General features: G+C 56.6%; 17 protein-coding genes. 12 read left to right on the top strand and 5 right to left on the bottom strand.

The window, feature by feature from the left end; translation table 11 throughout:
- Positions 1-19: 19 nt before the first annotated feature.
- Positions 20-940, bottom strand: a complete 921-nt coding sequence (locus ACUTQW_RS02055; protein WP_006324374.1) for a LysR family transcriptional regulator — start codon at positions 938-940, stop codon at positions 20-22.
- A gap of 91 nt (positions 941-1,031) precedes the next feature.
- On the opposite strand from ACUTQW_RS02055, the gene ACUTQW_RS02050 reads away from it, so the two are divergent.
- From ACUTQW_RS02050 to ACUTQW_RS02035, 4 genes are all read left to right on the top strand, one after another.
- Positions 1,032-1,841: an isocitrate lyase/PEP mutase family protein gene (locus ACUTQW_RS02050; RefSeq protein WP_006324375.1), complete on the top strand. Its 810-nt coding sequence runs from the start codon at positions 1,032-1,034 to the stop codon at positions 1,839-1,841.
- Positions 1,842-2,092: 251 nt separating this feature from the next.
- Positions 2,093-2,518 (top strand): MchS3 family protein, encoded by a 426-nt coding sequence (mchS3, locus tag ACUTQW_RS02045; protein ID WP_445654792.1) that lies wholly within the window; start codon positions 2,093-2,095, stop codon positions 2,516-2,518.
- A gap of 260 nt (positions 2,519-2,778) precedes the next feature.
- Positions 2,779-4,371 (top strand): ABC-F family ATPase, encoded by a 1,593-nt coding sequence (locus ACUTQW_RS02040; protein WP_004942319.1) that lies wholly within the window; start codon positions 2,779-2,781, stop codon positions 4,369-4,371.
- Between the two features lie 643 nt (positions 4,372-5,014).
- Positions 5,015-5,347, top strand: coding sequence for a hypothetical protein (locus ACUTQW_RS02035; RefSeq protein WP_020438744.1), 333 nt, complete (start codon positions 5,015-5,017; stop codon positions 5,345-5,347).
- Positions 5,348-5,469: 122 nt separating this feature from the next.
- Here the strand turns inward: ACUTQW_RS02035 and moeB are convergent, their stop codons facing one another.
- Together moeB and moeA are read right to left on the bottom strand one after the other, a co-directional pair.
- Entirely contained in the window at positions 5,470-6,225 is a 756-nt protein-coding gene (gene moeB, locus ACUTQW_RS02030) for a molybdopterin-synthase adenylyltransferase MoeB (RefSeq protein WP_006324380.1), read from the bottom strand.
- Positions 6,226-6,227: 2 nt separating this feature from the next.
- A complete protein-coding gene (moeA, locus tag ACUTQW_RS02025; RefSeq protein ID WP_006324381.1) occupies positions 6,228-7,466 on the bottom strand; it encodes a molybdopterin molybdotransferase MoeA in 1,239 nt (412 codons plus the stop codon).
- Positions 7,467-7,580: 114 nt separating this feature from the next.
- Here moeA and ACUTQW_RS02020 point away from each other — a divergent pair, with 114 nt between their 5' ends.
- The 8 genes from ACUTQW_RS02020 to ACUTQW_RS01985 all read left to right on the top strand — a co-directional run bounded on the left by ACUTQW_RS02020 (position 7,581) and on the right by ACUTQW_RS01985 (position 15,543).
- Entirely contained in the window at positions 7,581-8,117 is a 537-nt protein-coding gene (locus ACUTQW_RS02020; RefSeq protein ID WP_006324382.1) for a DUF924 family protein, read from the top strand.
- A gap of 421 nt (positions 8,118-8,538) precedes the next feature.
- A complete protein-coding gene (locus ACUTQW_RS02015) occupies positions 8,539-9,495 on the top strand; it encodes an isoaspartyl peptidase/L-asparaginase family protein (RefSeq protein WP_202290353.1) in 957 nt (318 codons plus the stop codon).
- Positions 9,496-9,514: 19 nt separating this feature from the next.
- Complete coding sequence (locus tag ACUTQW_RS02010; protein WP_235196100.1) at positions 9,515-11,392, top strand: dipeptide ABC transporter ATP-binding protein; 1,878 nt, start codon at positions 9,515-9,517, stop codon at positions 11,390-11,392.
- 23 nt (positions 11,393-11,415) lie between these two features.
- The gene (gene gsiB / locus ACUTQW_RS02005) at positions 11,416-12,954 is read left to right on the top strand and encodes a glutathione ABC transporter substrate-binding protein GsiB (protein WP_064799409.1); all 1,539 of its coding nucleotides are present in this window, start codon (positions 11,416-11,418) and stop codon (positions 12,952-12,954) included.
- 52 nt (positions 12,955-13,006) lie between these two features.
- Entirely contained in the window at positions 13,007-13,927 is a 921-nt protein-coding gene (gene gsiC / locus ACUTQW_RS02000; RefSeq protein ID WP_004942334.1) for a glutathione ABC transporter permease GsiC, read from the top strand.
- A gap of 9 nt (positions 13,928-13,936) precedes the next feature.
- Positions 13,937-14,845 carry a glutathione ABC transporter permease GsiD gene (gene gsiD, locus ACUTQW_RS01995; RefSeq protein WP_004942335.1) on the top strand — a complete coding sequence of 303 codons (909 nt, stop codon included), beginning with the start codon at positions 13,937-13,939 and terminating at the stop codon, positions 14,843-14,845.
- Positions 14,846-14,989: 144 nt separating this feature from the next.
- Entirely contained in the window at positions 14,990-15,226 is a 237-nt protein-coding gene (locus tag ACUTQW_RS01990; protein ID WP_020438746.1) for a type II toxin-antitoxin system CcdA family antitoxin, read from the top strand.
- A 2-nt stretch (positions 15,227-15,228) separates the two neighbouring features.
- Positions 15,229-15,543 (top strand): CcdB family protein, encoded by a 315-nt coding sequence (locus tag ACUTQW_RS01985; protein WP_020438747.1) that lies wholly within the window; start codon positions 15,229-15,231, stop codon positions 15,541-15,543.
- A gap of 33 nt (positions 15,544-15,576) precedes the next feature.
- Here ACUTQW_RS01985 and fghA read toward each other — a convergent pair whose 3' ends face one another.
- Positions 15,577-16,422, bottom strand: coding sequence for an S-formylglutathione hydrolase (gene fghA / locus ACUTQW_RS01980; RefSeq protein WP_235196101.1), 846 nt, complete (start codon positions 16,420-16,422; stop codon positions 15,577-15,579).
- Between the two features lie 14 nt (positions 16,423-16,436).
- Positions 16,437-17,564, bottom strand: a complete 1,128-nt coding sequence (locus ACUTQW_RS01975; protein ID WP_004942340.1) for an S-(hydroxymethyl)glutathione dehydrogenase/class III alcohol dehydrogenase — start codon at positions 17,562-17,564, stop codon at positions 16,437-16,439.
- Positions 17,565-17,567: the final 3 nt, after the last annotated feature.

The following is a 17,567-nucleotide window of genomic DNA, read 5'->3' as shown; positions in this document are numbered from 1 at the left end:
AAGCCCCGCTGATTTTTTCTTAAACTTCTGTTTTTTGCATTTGCAGGCAAGGTTCCTGTTGCCATCTCAGTGTCAGGAAATCGATTAACGCCCGCGCTGCCGGCCCCACCGGCCCCGGCGGGTAAACGGAATAAACTCCGGTTTCTCTCCCTGTCCATTGCGGCAGCAGTTGCACCAATTCCCCCAAACGTATCGATTCGGCCATCGTCACGGCGGAATGAAATGCGATGCCTTGGCCGTCTATACAAAATTGTTTGACCGCATCGCCATTATCCGCTCGCATTCGGCCCTTGGGCTGAAACACCGTCTCCCCCGCGGGCCCGAACAGGCGCCAGTTATCGCCATCGTGGCTCGCCGTCGAAACCAGGCACTGGTGCTGCCGCAGTTCCTCAAGCGTTGTCGGTGTGCCGTGCTGTTGCAGATAATGCGGTGAGGCGACCAGGATCCGCCGGTTGTTGAGCAGCTTGCGCGCCACCAGGCTTGAATCCGGTAGCCGGCCAATGCGGATAGCGACCGCCACGCGTTCCGCGACAATGTCGACATAACGATCGGTCATCAGCAGGTCTATTCGCAGTTGGGGATACTGCGCCATAAAAGCCGCCAGATGCGGCGCGACGTGCAGGCGGCCAAACGACAGCGAAGTGCTGACACGCAACGTTCCCTGCGGCTGGCTTTGCTCATCGCGCATTCGCTCATAGGCCATTCTCAATTGTTCCAGCGCGGCGCTGCAGTCTGTGAAGTAGCGCTGGCCGGCTTCGGTCAGCGACATCGCCCGGGTTGTGCGGTTGATAAGCAGCATATCAACCTGTTGCTCAAGCTTTTTGACCAGGCGACTGACGGCAGAAGGCGTCATATTCAGCGCTTGCGCCGCTCTGGCGAAGCTCTGATGTTCAGCCACGGCGACAAAGGCTTTTACCAGTTGCAGGGAAGGTTCTTCCATTCGTTCTCCCAGGGAATGAATATCTGAAATTTACGGCTATTATCATCCAAATTGATGATGGTTAGAATGCGTTTTTTACCGGGAGAACCTTATGGACACTCACAATAATGCCGCCGTTTTTGCCAATCTGCACCGTCAGCCACACCCATTACGCCTGCCCAATGCCTGGGACGCCGGCAGCGCATTGTTGATTGAAAGCCTCGGTGCCGCCGCGATCGCCACTACCAGCGCCGGTGTCGCATGGTCGTTGGGCTATCGCGATGGCGACAGGTTGCCGTTAGCCCCGCATCTGGCGAGCATTGCGGCGATTGCGCGCGTCATTAAAGTGCCGCTCAGCGTGGATATCGAAAGTGGTTACCCGGATGAAGAAGGCAGCCTGGAAAGCCGGGTGGCGCGCTTTATTGACGCCGGTGCGGTGGGCATCAATATTCAGGATGGGGCGGATTCGCCGCAGATCTTGTGCGAGAAAATCACCCAGGTGCGTAATGTCGCGGAGCGCATGGGGATTAAACTTTATATCAATGCGCGCACGGACGTTTATGCGCGCAGCCTGGTCCCTGCCGCCATGCGAGTCAGTGAAACGCTGAGTCGAGCCAAGAGCTACCACGAGGCGGGGGCTGATGGGTTGTTTGTTTTGGGCGTGACGGACCCGGAACAGATCCGTGAAATTGCCGGCCAAACCGATCTGCTGCTTAATGTGATCGCCTGGCCTGGTCTTTTGCCGGCGGAGCAACTCGCCGCGCTTGGCGTACGCCGGGTGAGCGTCGGCTCATGGATCCCGCAAAGCCTGTGGACGCACACTGCCAGATTGGCGGCAGGTTTTCTGGCCGATGGCAGTTCCGAACCGCTGTTCGGTGATGCAGCGCCTTACTCGCATATCAACGGTTGTTTCCCCGATTAACGAGTCAGGATGCCGGATGGGGGATTACCGCATTCGGCATGTTCGGGGGGGCGGGGCGGTTTCAAAAAAATGGTTGAAGAAAAGTAAGGTTATGGTTGATGCTCGTATAATAAGAGTATATGAATCAAGCTATTTTATGGATTTTAATGATTCATGTTATTAATGCGGCTATAAGTTTTCTATTTGCAATGATTTTATTTATGTGGTTAGGTTGGCATAAGGTAAATGATTTGTGAATGCGGGTGGGCTTTATGAAAAGGATTTTTATAGTTGCTACTTTATTTTTTACTGCGTTATGTCCTCTCTATGGCTACGCAAATGAAAATCATTATGAAACTATAGAAGCCAACTTATCCCAGGTTGGTTATTTTTCTTTAGGAATGAATGGCTTTGCTGGCAAGATTAGTGAAGGGGAAGTTGCTGTAATAGATATTCTTAAAAGCAAGAACGCAACTGATATTTTCCTGAGAACAGCCAATAATCCCAAGGCAACGCCAGAAAGTAAACTCTATGCAGCTTGTGGATTGAAACAACTAGGTAAACTAAATAATAATGACGTCAAATCCATTTCTGAAAAAGAGTGGAATGATGATGTTTCTGTATTGAAAGCAGACATTCTAAGAAAAGAAAAATTTAAACATTTATATTTTGGTATTTTGAATCATGGATGCATGTGAGTAAATTTACTGAATTACTCTATTTCTTGGGGAAGCGGCCCATGGCAACCTTCAAGCGGTAATAGCTTCACCGGTATCCCTCCGTCAACGGGCGGGCTTGCATTACGCCGAACCATGGGCCGGCATGTCGGGTTAAGCGCATGATCCTCTGCCGCCGCACCTTTGCTCAAATTGTCACCGAAACTTCCCGCGATCTCTTATCCTCGTTATGGCATAATGCGCGCCAAATCACATTCCCAATGATATGAAGAGCGAGCGCTGTGTTAAGCACTAACAACATCACTATGCAGTTTGGCAGTAAGCCGTTGTTTGAAAACATCTCCGTCAAGTTTGGCGGCGGTAACCGCTACGGTTTGATCGGGGCCAACGGCTGCGGCAAATCCACCTTTATGAAAATTCTGGGTGGCGATCTGGTGCCGAGCGGCGGCAACGTGTTCCTCGATCCGAACGAACGCCTGGGCAAACTGCGTCAGGATCAGTTCGCTTTCGAACAATACAGCGTGCTGGACACCGTCATCATGGGCCATCACGAGCTGTGGGCGGTGAAGGAAGAGCGTGACCGCATTTACGGTCTGGCCGAAATGAGCGAAGAAGACGGCTATAAAGTGGCCGATCTGGAAGTGGCTTACGGTGAGATGGACGGTTACACCGCCGAAGCGCGCGCCGGCGAACTGCTGCTTGGCGTAGGCATCCCGGTTGAACAGCATTACGGCCCGATGAGCGAGATCGCGCCGGGCTTCAAACTGCGCGTATTGCTGGCGCAGGCGCTGTTCTCCGATCCGGAAATCCTGCTGCTCGACGAACCGACGAACAACCTGGACATCGATACCATTCGCTGGCTGGAGCAGGTGCTGAACGATCGTAACAGCACCATGGTCATCATTTCGCACGACCGTCACTTCCTGAACATGGTCTGTACTCACATGGCGGATCTGGACTACGGCGAGCTGCGCGTTTATCCGGGCAACTACGACGAATACATGACTGCGGCCACTCAGGCGCGCGAGCGTCTGGTTGCGGACAACGCCAAGAAGAAGGCACAGATTAACGAACTGCAATCGTTCGTGAGCCGCTTCAGCGCCAACGCCTCCAAATCCAAGCAGGCGACCTCTCGCGCCCGCCAGATCGACAAGATCCAACTGGAAGAAGTGAAGGCCTCAAGCCGTCAGAACCCGTTCATCCGTTTTGATCAGGACAAGAAACTGTTCCGTAACGCGCTGGAAGTGGAAGCGCTGACCAAAGGCTTCGATAACGGCCCGCTGTTCAGCAAGTTCAATCTGATGGTTGAAGTGGGCGAGAAAGTGGCGGTACTGGGCCCGAACGGTATCGGTAAATCCACGCTGCTGAAAACGCTGGTGGGCGACGCTCTGCCGGACAGCGGCAGCGTGAAGTGGTCCGAAAACGCCAAGATCGGCTACTACGCTCAGGATCACGAATACGAGTTCGATGACACCCTGACGGTATTCGACTGGATGAGCCAGTGGAAGCAGGAAAAAGACGACGAGCAAGCGGTGCGCAGCGTGCTGGGCCGTTTGCTGTTCAGCCAGGATGACATCAAGAAGAAAGTTAAGGTGCTGTCTGGTGGTGAAAAGGGCCGTATGCTGTTCGGCAAGCTGATGATGCAGCGCCCTAATATCCTGGTTATGGATGAACCAACCAACCACCTGGATATGGAATCCATCGAATCGCTGAACATGGCGCTGGAAATGTACGAAGGTACGTTGATCTTCGTCTCCCACGACCGTGAGTTCGTCAGTTCGCTGGCGACGCGCGTGCTGGAAATGACGCCGACCAAGGTTATCGACTTTACCGGCAACTACGAAGACTATCTGCGTAGCCAGGGTATCGTTTAACTCTGCTTAGGCAGTCAAAAGGCGGGAGCATTCCCGCCTTTTTTGTCTCCGTTATAGTGCAGAGTAAAATGTTCTGTTGAAATTCTGACATACACTCCTCAAATATCGTTCACTATCTGCATTTTTCCCCGTAAGCATAAAATCTGGAATGCATGTCTTTTATTTATCGTAAAGCGAGTGTAGAAGCTTAATTTTATTATTTTAAGCTGCCCGTATATTTACCTGGTTCGTTAATGCCATTAATTAACCTTGCCATAAAATTAGTTAAAAATCGGTTATGCGAATGACTTATATATTGAAGTAGTTGCTGGTTTTAGTCTGTTTACCTTGATTTTAATAAGGATGAAAATATCTTGATATTTTCTCGCGCAAACGTTAGTAATAATCGTTATCACACATGATGAGAGGCTTTTTCAGTATTTTAGGGGTGATTAATGCAGTCTTTTAGAACTAATGGCATATTTTTTCGGAAATGGATGCGCTGCGCTACATACCTTTTTATGATATTCACCGCTGTGAATTATATTGGTAACAGTATTCATGGTGGAGATTTATATTTCTTTTTATTGATTGTTTTTTTATGTCTTTTGGGCGGCTTTGCCTTTGTTTTTTTCAACATTATCAATGTAAAGGATGACGAAAAATGAAAGAGCTTGGTTTGCGCGAAATTGCTCAGATATCGGGTGCTGGTGGTGAACAACTGGCTCAACTGGGCGGCACTTTAGTAGGGACTTGGGCCTCTGGTGGTAATCCTTACGCCGGAGCATTGGGAGGGTATGTGGCTGGTGAATTATACAGTGGGATACAACATGGTCACCAAACCGCCCCCGGCATTGGACAAGGATTAGGGTCCTACAACCCTAATTATAATCCTGGTTTGATCGGGCCATGGCAACCTTCTGGGAATAGTTTTTCTCTCGCGGAAATCCAGGCAATTGGCTGGGCAAGGTTTCAAAAAGATGTTTGGGGTGGATAGCATCGATCAGGTTCAGAAAATGATTGGGTCAGGCATAATATAGGGCGATGGTTCGCCCTATATATTATTCATCAGAATGGGGCTCTGCGGCCCTGCATGGTTACCCGTTTGGCCAATGCTTACTATTCCCCGCCGCACACTTCGCACTGCGGGTTTTTCGGCAATTTCATCTCGCGGAACTGCATCGTCATGGCGTCGAACATCAACAGTTTTCCGGTGAGGGGCTGGCCGTAATGCGTCAACAGCTTAATCGCTTCCAGAGCTTGTAGCGTGCCGATAGTGCCCACCAGCGGCGCCATAACCCCAGCCTCGACGCAGGTCAGGGCGTTTTCGCCGAATAACCGGCTCAGGCAGCGGTAGCAGGGCTCGTCCGGCTGGTAGGTGAATACGCTGAGCTGCCCCTCCATGCGGATCGCCGCGCCGGAAACCAGCGGTTTGCGTTGCGCATGGCACTGGCGGTTGAGCTGATCGCGTGTCGCTACGTTGTCGGTGCAGTCCAGCACCAGATCGCAGGCGGCAATGTGCGCCGCCATCTGTTCGTCGTTCAACTGCCCGTCCACGGCATCAATACGGATATGCGGATTGATAGCGCTCAACTCGAGGCGAGCCGATTCGACCTTCGTCATGCCAAGGCGTGCATCGCGATGCAGGATCTGGCGTTGCAGATTGGAGAGGGCGACGGTGTCGAAATCAACCAGCGTCAAGTGGCCGACGCCCGCCGCGGCCAGGTATGGCGCAGCAGCGCAACCCAGCCCGCCCAGGCCGATAATCAGCACTCGAGCGGCCTTCAGTTTTTCCTGGCCGTCGAAGTCAAAGCCGCGCAGGATAATCTGACGGTTATAGCGCAGCGTTTCGGCGTCGGTTAATTCCGGCAGCATGTTCAGCTCCTCAACAAGGTGTTGAATGGCTCGATCTCCACCGTTTCGCCAACCGCCACTGAACCGCGTTCGCGCTCCAGCACGATGAAACAGTTACCCTGGCTGAATGAACTGAATACGTGCGAGCCCTGATGGCCGGTGGTGCTCACTTCCAACTCGCCCTGGGCATTGCTGGCAAACACGCCGCGCTGGAAATCAAGACGACCCGGCGCCTTCTTCAACGGCGTCAATGCGCGTGCGCGCAGGCGCGGTGGCAGGTGCCACTCGCTGTGGCCGGCCAGTTTTGCCAGCAACGGCTGCACCAACTGGTAGAAGGTCAGGGCGGCGGAAACCGGGTTGCCCGGCAGGCCGCAGAACCAGGCGTGCTTCAGCTTGCCAAACGCAAAGGGCTTGCCGGGTTTGATCGCCAATTTCCAGAAACTGACTTCGCCCAACTCATCGAGCATTTGTTTGGTGTAGTCGGCTTCACCCACCGACACGCCGCCGCTGCTGATCACTACGTCAGCCTGGCTGTCCGCCTGCTCGAAGGCGGCGCGCAGCGCGTTCTGGTCATCACGGATAATACCCAGATCGAGCGTCTCGCAGCCCAATTGTTCGAGCATCAGACGTACCGCAAAGCGGTTGGTGTCATAAATTTGCCCGGCCTCTAGCGGCTGGCCTACCGGCTGCAACTCGTCGCCGGTGGAGAATACCGCGACCTTCAACTTGCGGATCACCAGTACCTCGGCGACGCCGAGCGAGGCCAGCAACGGCAACTGCGCAGCGCCCAGTTTGACGCCGGCAGGCAACACGCCGGCGCCCTGTCGGATATCTTCTCCCGCCAAACGGATGTTTTGTCCGGCGCGCACGGCGGCATTGAAGCGAACGCCTGCATCGCTCACCTCGGCCTGCTCTTGCATGATCACCGCTTCGGCGCCGGTTGGGATCGGCGCGCCGGTCATGATGCGCACGCAGGTGCCGGCCGGCCAGTCACCGTCGAACGGCGCACCGGCAAAGGCTTTGCCTGCGACCGGTAGCGGGGCGTTGGCATGCAGGTCCGCGATACGCACCGCATAACCGTCCATGGCCGAATTGGCGAACGGCGGCACGTCGATCGGTGAAATCACCGGCGCGGCGGTAATGCGGCCGGCGGCGGCGTTCAGGGGGATGGATTCGGTCTGCTGCAGGGGAGAGAGTTGGCTGAGCATCTTCTCCAGCGCCTGCTCAAGGGAAATGAGATCGGAAGTATGGCAATGATCCATAAAGGGAACTCCGTAATCAGGGTGCGCGAAAAATAGCGGCAAAGTGGGAGTATTATGGCAGATAACGCCGAAGGGGAGAACGGGTTACACTGAGTTAAACAAGGGAGAGACGTTATGCATAAACAGGTCATAGACTTCTGGTTCGAGGAGATCGATCCGGTGATGTGGTTCAAGAAAGACGAGGATTTCGACAGCCGGTTGCAGGTGCGTTTTGGCGAGCTGTGGCACGCGGCGGCGGCGGGTGAATTGGCGCATTGGCGCGAAACTATCGAAGGGCGGCTGGCGGAGGTGATCGTGCTCGATCAGTTCAGCCGTAATTTGTTTCGCGGCACGCCCCGCGCATTTTCCAGCGACTGCATGGCGCTGGTGCTGGCGCAAGAGGCGATCCGCTCCGGGCAATGCGAACAGCTCAGCCGCGAACAGCGCGGTTTTCTCTATTTACCCTTTATGCATTCGGAATCGGCGGTGATTCATCAGCAGGCACTGGCGCTGTATACCGAACTGAATAATGGCGATCAGTTGGAATTTGAATTACGGCATAAGGCGATCATTGATCGTTTTGGCCGTTACCCGCACCGTAATGCGATATTAGGCCGGATCAGCACGCCGGAAGAAGAGGCATTTCTGCTGTTGCCAGGATCGGGTTTCTGAATATCGATTATCTGCTTTCAACCTGCGAAAAAACCGCAGGTTGAGCGATTCACGGCTATTTATCCAGAGCTATCGGTTATTTTTTAGGAAAATGACTGTCCATCAAGTAGGGCGCTTGCCAAAAATATCAGACATGACTTTTTGCGTGAATGCTTTGATCTAACACCCTGTTTTTATTCCGCTAAGTTATTTCAAGGTGCAAAATGGTCTAAGAGGGCTACGCTAAATGCTGAACGGCGACTTTATGCTTTACTTCGATTGCCGGGCTAAATATAGTCGAAAAAAGTCTGAATAATAATTACACCCGTCGTATTTCAAGCATACCTGGCGGCTCCCGAACTGGCCGCCTGGTTGCAACTTGAAATCCATAGGGGATAGGCGTCTTGGAAAAGGGCTGGAATTAACACAGGGTGTCAGGCAAATGAGCAAACCAGTGATTGCCATTCATGGCGGTGCGGGCGCAATTACCCGTGCGGCGTTGAGTGCAGAAAAGGAACAGGAATATATTCAGGTGCTGTCGGCCATTGTCGCCGCAGGCCAGAATATTTTGGCCCAGGGCGGTAGCGCGCTGGATGCGGTCACCGAGGCGGTGAGGTTGCTGGAAGAGTGCCCGCTGTTCAACGCGGGCTTGGGCTCGGTGTTCACTCATCAGGGCACCCACGAACTGGATGCCTGCGTGATGGACGGCCGCACCTGCGATGCCGGCGCCGTGACGGGCGTTAACCGGATACGCAATCCGGTGCTGGCCGCGCGTGCGGTGCTGGAAAACAGCCAACATGTGCTGTTCGCCGGTGAAGGCGCAGAAAAATTCGCCGCGGCCCACGGCCTGGAAATGGTCGCCCCCGATTTCTTCTTTACCCAGGAACGTTTTGATCAACTGCACCGCGCTCAGGCGGAGCAGGGCCGGGTGCTGCTCGATCACGACGGCGCGGCGCAGGCCGGCGATCCGATAGACCCCGATCGTAAATTCGGCACCGTCGGTGCGGTAGCGCTGGACGCATTAGGCAATCTGGCGGCCGCCACCTCAACCGGCGGTATGACCAATAAACAGGCCGGCCGGATTGGCGACACGCCGATCATCGGCGCCGGCTGCTATGCCAACAACGCCACGGTGGCGGTCTCCAGTACCGGCACCGGCGAAATCTTCATGCGCGGCGTCGCGGCTTACGACGTTTCTGCCTTGATCGAGTACGCCGGCCTGAGCCTGCAGCAGGCCAGCGACCGGGTGGTGATGGAAAAACTGCCGGCCATGGGCGGCAGCGGCGGGCTGATCGCCATCGACCGCCACGGCAACGTGGCCCTGCCTTTCAACAGCGAAGGGATGTACCGCGGCTTCGGTTATGTCGGCGATGCGCCGTCCATAGGGATTTATCGCTAACCGATCACCAGGAGGGTGCATGACCGATACTTCAATGCCGCCTGCGGCGGACTCCGGGTTATTTCTGCCGCCGCAGCGCGTACTGTCGGTACGCGATCTTGGCATCCGTTTTAACCAACAGGGCGACACCGTCGAGGCGGTGCGCCACCTGTCATTTGACATCGATCGCGGCGAAACGCTGGCGATCGTCGGCGAGTCCGGCTCGGGCAAATCGGTGACCTCTCTGGCGTTGATGCGGTTGGTTGAGCAGGGTGGCGGCGCTATCGTCAGCGGCGCTATGCCGTTTCGCCGGCGCAACGGCGAGGTGCTGGATCTGGCGCGAGCGCGTCAGAGCACCTTGCGAACCCTGCGCGGCGCCGATATGGCGATGATTTTTCAGGAACCGATGACGTCGCTGAATCCGGTGTTTTCGGTAGGCGAGCAGATCGCCGAGTCTTTGCGGCTGCATCAGGCGATGGGCGGTCGCGCCGCGAAACAAGAAGCCTTGCGCATGCTCGACCTGGTGCGCATTCCCGAAGCCAAAGAGGTACTTAACCGTTATCCGCACCAGCTTTCCGGCGGCATGCGCCAGCGGGTGATGATCGCCATGGCGTTATCTTGCAAACCCGCGCTGCTGATTGCCGACGAGCCGACCACCGCGCTGGACGTCACCATTCAGGCGCAGATCCTGCAACTGATTCGCGTGTTGCAGCAGGAAATGCAGATGGGGGTTATTTTTATCACCCACGATATGGGCGTAGTGGCGGAGATTGCCGACCGGGTGCTGGTGATGCATCAGGGCGAACAAGTGGAGCAAGGGCCGGTGCGCGAGTTGTTCGCCGCGCCGCAACAGCCTTACACCCAGGCGTTGCTGGCGGCAGTGCCGAAGCTGGGTTCGATGGCGGATAAAGACTTCCCGGCCAAATTTCCTCTGCCCAACGGCGAAGACAATGGGCTGCCGCAGGATACCGTGCCGCCGGGCGCAGCGCCGATCCTGCGCGTGGAAAACCTGGTCACGCGCTTTGACCTGCGCAGCGGTCTTTTCAACCGGGTCACCCGTCGGGTACACGCGGTGGAAAACGTCAGTTTTGATCTCTATCCCGGCGAAACGCTGGGGCTGGTGGGGGAGTCCGGCTGCGGCAAATCCACTACCGGCCGTTCGCTGCTAAAGCTGGTGGACAGCCAGCACGGCACCATCACCTTTGACGGCCGTCAGATAAACCAACTGAAAGGCTCGGCGTTGCAGCACCTGCGGCGCGATATCCAGTTTATCTTCCAGGATCCTTACGCTTCGCTGGACCCGCGGCTGACCGTCGGCTTTTCTATTATGGAGCCGCTGCTGGTGCATAACGTGGCGCGTGGCAAGGCGGCGGAGGCGCGTGTGGCCTGGTTGCTGGAGCGCGTGGGGCTGAAACCTGAGCATGCGCGGCGTTACCCGCATGAGTTTTCCGGTGGCCAGCGGCAGCGTATCTGTATTGCGCGTGCGCTGGCATTGAACCCGAAGGTGGTGATTGCCGACGAATCGGTGTCGGCGCTTGACGTGTCGATTCAGGCGCAAATCGTCAATCTGCTGCTCGATCTGCAGCGTGAGCTCGGCATCGCATTCTTGTTTATCTCGCACGATATGGCGGTGGTGGAACGCATTAGCCATCGCGTGGCGGTCATGTACCTCGGCCAGATCGTCGAAATTGGCCCGCGCCGGGCGGTGTTCGACAACCCGCAGCACGCATACACCCGCAAACTGATGGCGGCGGTGCCGGTGGCCGATCCGGCACATGTCCATAAACGCCAACCGTTGTTGGTGGATGAAATTCCCAGCCCGATCCGCGCGTTGGGCGATGAACCCGTTACCGCACCGCTGGTACAGGTTGGGCCGGGGCACTTTGTTGCCCGCCACCCTATCGCCGGTGCTTATTAAAGACCTCAGGAGAGACAAGCGACATGAAGCACACATTCAAACGTAATGCGTTGGTGGCCGCCGTGCTGCTGGCGGCGGTGGGCGCCGGCCCGGCCTGGGCGGCGAAGGATGCGGTGATTGCCGTGGCTTCCAACTTCACCACGTTGGACCCGTACGACGCCAACGACACGCTGTCTCAGGCGGTGGCCAAGTCTTTCTATCAGGGGCTGTTCGGCTTCGATAAAGACATGAAGCTGGTTAACGTGCTGGCGGACGGCTACGAGGTGAGTAAAGACGGCCTGACTTATACCCTCAAGCTGCATCCTGGGGTGAAATTCCACGACGGCACCGAGTTCAACGCCGAGGCGGTGAAGGTGAACCTGGATCGCGCCAGCAACCCGGACAGCCATCTCAAGCGCTACAACCTGTTCAAGATGATCGACAAAACCGAAGTGGTGGACGCCAACACGGTGAAAATTGTGTTGAAGGCACCGTTCTCGGCCTTTATCAACAATCTGGCGCACCCGGCGGCGGCGATCATTTCCCCGGCGGCGCTGAAGCAGTATGGCAAAGACATTGGTTTCCATCCGGTGGGCACCGGGCCGTATCAGTTCGTGACCTGGAACCAGACCGACTTCGTCAAGGTGAAGAAGTTCGACGGCTATTGGAAGCCGGGGTTGCCGAAACTCGACAGCATCACCTGGCGCCCGGTGGTGGACAACAACACCCGTGCGGCGATGCTGCAAACCGGCGAAGCGACCTTTGCCTTCCCGATCCCTTACGAGCAGGCCAAGGTGCTGGAAGGCAATGCCAAGCTCGACGTGGTGGCGGCTCCGTCGATCCTGCAACGTTATATCAGTCTGAACGTCACCCAGAAGCCGTTTGACAATCCGAAAGTGCGCCAGGCGTTGAACTACGCCATCAACAAGGATGCGCTGATCAAAGTGGCGTTCTCCGGCTACGCGGTACCGGCGGAAGGCCCAGTACCGCCGGCGATCGACTTCGCTACCCGCTACAAGCCGTGGCCGTACGATCCGGTCAAGGCGCGCGAACTGCTGAAAGAGGCCGGTTACCCGAACGGTTTCACCACCACGTTGTGGTCTTCGCATAATCACAGCACCGCGCAGAAAGTGCTGCAGTTTGCCCAGCAGCAGCTGGCGCAGGTTGGGGTGAAAGTGACGGTGACCGCGATGGATGCCGGCCAGCGTGCCGCGCAGGTGGAAAGCGTCGGGGTGAAAGACACCGGCGTGCGCATGTTCTATACCGGCTGGTCGGCGTCGACCGGCGAGGCGGATTGGGCGCTGTCGCCGCTGTTCTCCACCCAGGCTGCGCCACCCAAACAGTTCAACACCGCGTTTTACAGCAACCCGCAGGTGGACAAGGATCTGACCGGCGCGCTGGCGACCACCGATCGCGCCGAGAAGCAAAAACTCTACAAGGATGCGCAGGACCGGATCTGGGCCGACGCGCCGTGGATCTTCCTGGCGACCGAGCGCCTGCTGTCGGCCAACAACAAACAGCTGAGCGGTTTCTATGTGATGCCGGATACCTCGTTCAACTTTGATAATGCCGATCTCAAATAAGGCGCCAATCCCCGCCCTCTATTCGGGGGCGGGGTGAGGGGATTAACCCGACATGCTTAATTATTTTCTGAAACGACTGCTGGGTCTGATCCCGACGCTGCTGATTGTCGCGGTGCTGGTGTTTCTGTTCGTTCACCTGCTGCCCGGCGATCCGGCGCGGCTGGCTGCGGGGCCGGATGCCGACGAAGCGGTGGTGCAACTGGTGCGCAAGGACCTGGGGCTGGATAAGCCGTTGCCTCAGCAGTTCGTCCATTTTTTTGTCAATGCGTTACAGGGCGATTTCGGCACCTCGATGGTGTCCAAGCGCCCGGTGAGCGAGGAGATCGGCTCGCGCTTTTTGCCAACGCTGTGGCTGACCCTCACCAGCATGCTGTGGGCCGTGATCTTCGGCATGGCCATCGGCATGGTGTCCGCCGTGTGGCGAAACCGCTGGCCGGATCGCCTGGGCATGACGCTGGCGGTCTCGGGCATTTCATTCCCCGCCTTTGCGCTGGGCATGTTGCTGATGCAGGTATTTTCCGTCAACCTCGGCTGGTTGCCGACGGTGGGCGCCGACAGCTGGCGGCACTATATTTTGCCCTCGATTACGTTGGGCGCGGCGGTGGCGGCGGTGATGGCGCGCTTTACCCGCGCTTCATTCGTTGAGGTGATGCAAGAAGACTATATGCGCACCGCGCGCGCCAAGGGCGTGCGAGAAACCATGGTGGTGGTGAAACACGGGCTGCGTAACGCGATGATCCCGGTGGTGACCATGATGGGATTGCAGTTCGGCTTTCTACTTGGCGGTTCTATCGTGGTGGAGAAAGTCTTTAACTGGCCGGGGCTGGGCAGGCTGCTGGTCGATTCCGTCGAGATGCGCGATTACCCGGTGATCCAGGCCGAGGTGCTGTTGTTTTCTCTGGAGTTCATTCTGATTAACCTGTTGGTGGACATGCTGTATGCGGCAATTAACCCGGCGATACGCTACAAATGAGGGCGCTGCATGATTAAGCATTGGCGACGTAACGCTGCATTGAAGGCGATGCCGACGATCAACCCTAACGCGGTGCGTACGCCGTGGCATGAGTTTTGGCGGCGTTTCCGCCGACAGCATGTGGCGCTGGTCGCGGGACTGTTTGTGTTGCTGTTGGTGGCGGCAGCGCTGTTTGCGCCGTACCTGACCCCCTTTGATGCGGAAAACTATTTTGATTATGACCGCCTGAACGAAGGCCCTTCGCTGGTGCATTGGCTGGGCGTGGATTCGCTGGGGCGGGATATTTTTAGCCGTATTCTGATGGGCACGCGCATTTCGCTGGCCGCCGGGGTGTTCTCGGTGCTGGCCGGCGGATTGATTGGCACGTTGCTGGGCCTGTTGGCGGGCTATTATGAGGGCTGGTGGGATCGTATCACCATGCGCATTTGCGACGTGTTGTTCGCGTTTCCCGGCATCCTGCTGGCGATTGGCGTGGTGGCGATCATGGGCAGTGGCATGGCCAATGTGATTATCGCGGTGGCCATTTTCAGCATTCCGGCGTTTGCCCGGTTGGTGCGGGGTAATACCCTGGTGCTGAAGCACCTGACCTATATCGAGTCGGCACGCAGCATCGGCGCTTCGGATTGGACCATCATCGTGCGGCATATTTTGCCGGGCACTCTTTCGTCGATTGTGGTGTATTTCACCATGCGTATCGGCACTTCCATCATTACCGCCGCCAGCCTGTCGTTCCTTGGCCTGGGCGCGCAGCCGCCGACGCCGGAGTGGGGCGCGATGCTCAACGAGGCGCGAGCCGATATGGTGATTGCGCCGCACGTGGCGATTTTCCCCAGTTTGGCGATTTTCCTCACCGTGCTGGCGTTCAACCTGTTGGGCGACGGGCTGCGCGATGCGCTGGATCCGAAACTGAAGGGGTGACTTTGGGTCTGTTGCCTTTGCGCGTCCGGGCCGGTTTCGCCATGATGCGTGGCGCACATTTGAATGGGCTAACACCACTTCTCGGTGTTATTATTCGTTCAATAAGCCGTGTTGCTTGCACGAAGGTTATTGCGGGAGGTGATAATGCCAGTAAAACAACGAACGACCCAAAGCGTTACCATGGCGGTGGAACGCAGTTTACTGAGCCGTGCACGTGAGGCGGGCATTAACCTCAGTGCTACGCTGAATGCTGCTTTGGATGCAGAATTGCGTCAGCATGAGATGAGAAAATGGAAGGAAGAAAACCGAGAAGCGATCGATGCTTTAAATCGTTTTCATGATGAACATGGCTGTTTCAGTGACGAATACAGGACGTTTTAGCGATGCAATTTACGGTATACGCGAATACAGGGAAAAGCGCAGTCTATCCTCTGCTGCTTGATGTGACGAGCGATATCATTGGGCAATTAAATCGCCGAGTTGTGATCCCGTTATTACCCATTGAAAAGTATCCGGCCAGTACTCGCCCGGAACGCTTGAACCCTTTGGTCAGGCTGGTGGATGACAACGAGTACGCCGTTATGACTCATGAGATGGCAAGTATTCCCGTTCGTATCCTGGGCGCTGAATTTTGCGATGCTTCCCAATACCGAACCAAGGTGAAAGCCGCAATAGATTTTCTTTTCGACGGTATCTGATGAAATCCGGGCGGTTAAACCGCCCGGATTTTTTTATCCGCGGAACAGGTGTTCGGCGTGGAAACGCAGGTGGTCTTCGATAAAGGTGGCGATGGTGAAGTAGCTGTGATCGTAGCCTGGCTGAATACGCAGCGTCAGCGGCCAGTCGCGCTGGCGAGCCAGCTCGGCCAGTTTCGCCGGTTGCAGTTGATCCGCCAGGAACTGATCGCCGTCGCCCTGATCCACCAGCACCGGCATTTTTTCCGCCCCGTTAGCCAGCAGGTGGCAGCTGTCGTATTGCAGCCACTGGCTTTCGTCGTTCCCCAGATAGGCGGTGAAGGCTTTTCGCCCCCAGGGCACCTGGCAAGGGTTGACGATCGGCGCGAACGCCGATACCGAACGAAAGCGCTGCGGATTGCGAAACGCCAGCATCAGCGCACCATGGCCGCCCATGGAGTGGCCAAAGATCGACTGGCGATCGCTGACGCTGAAATGCTGATTGATCAACGCCGGCAGCTCATCGCTGAGGTAATCGTACATGCGAAAATGCTTGTCCCACGGCGCCTGCGTGGCGTTCAAATAGAACCCGGCGCCCTGGCCCAGATCGTAGCCTTCATCGTTCGGCACATCGTCGCCGCGCGGGCTGGTATCGGCCATCACCAGCACCAGACCCAGTTCGGCGGCGATGCGTTGCGCACCGGCCTTCAACGTGAAGTTTTCATCATTGCAGGTCAGCCCCGACAGCCAGTACAACACCGGCGGCGGGTTATCATCACGCGGCGGCGGCAGATAGATGCTGAAAGTCATGTTGCAATTCAGGCTCTGCGCTGCATGGCGGTAACGCTGTTGCCAGCCACCGAACATGCGGTGCTCTTCGAGAAGTTCTAATGACGAGTTCATCTCTGCCTCCTGGCTTATTTTTTGTCGAAGTGAATAACCGAGCGGATTGATTTGCCTTCGTGCATCAAATCGAACGCTTCGTTAATCTGATCGAGCCCCATGGTGTGGGTGATAAAGTCATTCAGCGCGAACTCGCCGTCCAGATAACGCTGGACGATGCCCGGCAACTGCGAACGGCCCTTGACGCCACCGAAGGCAGAACCGCGCCAGACGCGGCCGGTGACCAACTGGAACGGGCGGGTAGAGATCTCCTGGCCGGCGCCGGCTACGCCGATAATCACCGATTCGCCCCAGCCTTTATGACAACATTCCAGCGCGGAGCGCATCACGTTGACGTTGCCAATGCACTCGAAGGAGAAATCGACGCCGCCGTCGGTCAGCTCAACGATCACGTCCTGAATGGGTTTATCGTAGTCTTTCGGGTTGATCAGATCGGTAGCACCCAGTTTGCGCGCCAGATCGAACTTGCTGGTGTTGATATCGATGCCGATGATGCGGCCTGCGCCGGCCATCTGCGCGCCGATAATCGCCGACAGGCCAATGCCGCCGAGGCCGAAGATGGCCACGGTGTCGCCTTTTTGCACTTTGGCGGTGTTGATCACCGCGCCCATGCCGGTGGTGACGCCGCAACCCAGCAGGCAGACTTCTTCCAGCGGCGCTTCTTTGCTGATTTTCGCCAGAGAGATTTCCGGTACTACGGTGTATTCGGAGAAGGTCGAGGTGCCCATGTAGTGGAAGATTGGCTGGCCGTCTTTATAGAAGCGAGTCGTGCCATCCGGCATCAGACCTTTACCCTGGGTGGCGCGGATCGCCTGACACAGGTTGGTTTTGCCGGATTTACAGAATTTGCACTCGCCGCATTCCGGGGTGTACAGCGGGATCACGTGATCGCCGACCGCCACGCTGGTGACGCCTTCGCCCACCGCTTCTACCACGCCGCCGCCTTCATGGCCGAGGATCGCCGGGAACACGCCTTCCGGATCGGCCCCTGACAGGGTGTAAGCGTCGGTGTGGCAGACGCCGGTGGCGACGATCCGCACCAGCACTTCGCCTTTTTGCGGTGGCATCAGGTCGACTTCTTCGATTTTCAGCGGCTGGTTCGGGCCCCAGGCAACGGCGGCACGGGTTTTGATCATTTCCATCAT

Source organism: Serratia sp. TSA_7, from assembly GCF_052692135.1.
Note: the sequence above shows the minus strand (reverse complement) of the source record. Positions and strands in the feature narration are given on the sequence as shown.